Source organism: Methylobacterium tarhaniae (assembly GCF_001043955.1).
GTDB lineage: Bacteria > Pseudomonadota > Alphaproteobacteria > Rhizobiales > Beijerinckiaceae > Methylobacterium > Methylobacterium tarhaniae.
This window is the reverse complement of sequence record NZ_LABZ01000216.1, coordinates 1-900: the sequence shown is the minus strand read 5'-3', so window position 1 is coordinate 900 and position 900 is coordinate 1. Positions and strand designations below refer to the sequence as shown.

Here is a 900-nt window from a genome sequence, read left to right as displayed (position 1 = left end):
GGTTGGCGAGCGAGCGTGGTGCTTGTACAGCACACCCCCCCCCCCCGCCCCTCCCCCGGCCGGGGTCTCCCGCCGCGGGCGTGGGGGGGGAATCCCCCCCCCTCACGAACGCGGGCGCGCCCGCCCCCGCGGCCCCCTTCGTCCCCGACCTCTTCGTTTTCGGCGCGGACGCGGCGCTCGACGTCGCCGCCCGCCATGTCGACGTCTACCTGTCCTGGGGCGAGACGCCCGAGCAGATGGCCCGCAAGGTCGAGGTGGTGCGGGCCAAGGCGGACGCGCTCGGACGCCACTTGCGCTACGGCATCCGCCTCTACGTGATCGTGCGCGACACCGACGCCGAGGCCTGGGAGGCCGCTGCCGCGCTCTACGACCGGATGGACGAGGCCGCGATCGCCGCCAACCAGCATTTCGTCGGCGGCACCGATTCGGTCGGCCAGCAGCGGATGTCGGCGATGCATGGCGGCGTGAAGCCGGCCGACCTGCGCGTCCTCGAGGTCGCCCCCAACCTGTGGGCGGGCCTCGGGCTGGTGCGGCCCGGCCCCGGCACCGCGATCGTGGGCTCGCCCGACACCGTGCTGCGCACGATCGAGGCGTACCAGAAGGCTGGAATCGAGACCTTCATCCTCTCTGGTTTACCGCTCCTGGAGGAAGCCTACCGGTTCGGCGAGCGCGTGCTGCCGCGGCTGCCGGTCGAGCGCGAGGCGCCCGGCGCCGGGGCGGTCGGCGCCGACAGGATCGGAACCAAGCCCTTCACGTGGTCGACGCTGTTCGACCGCGACCTCGGCCAGCCGAAGCATCCCTGACCTCGAAGGCCCTCCTCCGAAGGTCCTCGCGCTCAAGGATCTTCCACAAAGGATCTCCACCATGCATCGCCGCACCCTCCTCCGCCTCGGCGGCGGC

Annotated in this window: 1 pseudogene; it reads left to right on the top strand. The window is 72.7% G+C overall.

The annotated features are described in order from the left end of the window. Window positions 1-77 precede the first annotated feature (77 nt). A pseudogene (locus tag VQ03_RS26000) lies at window positions 78-803 on the top strand (LLM class flavin-dependent oxidoreductase); the annotation flags it as partial. Window positions 804-900: the final 97 nt, after the last annotated feature.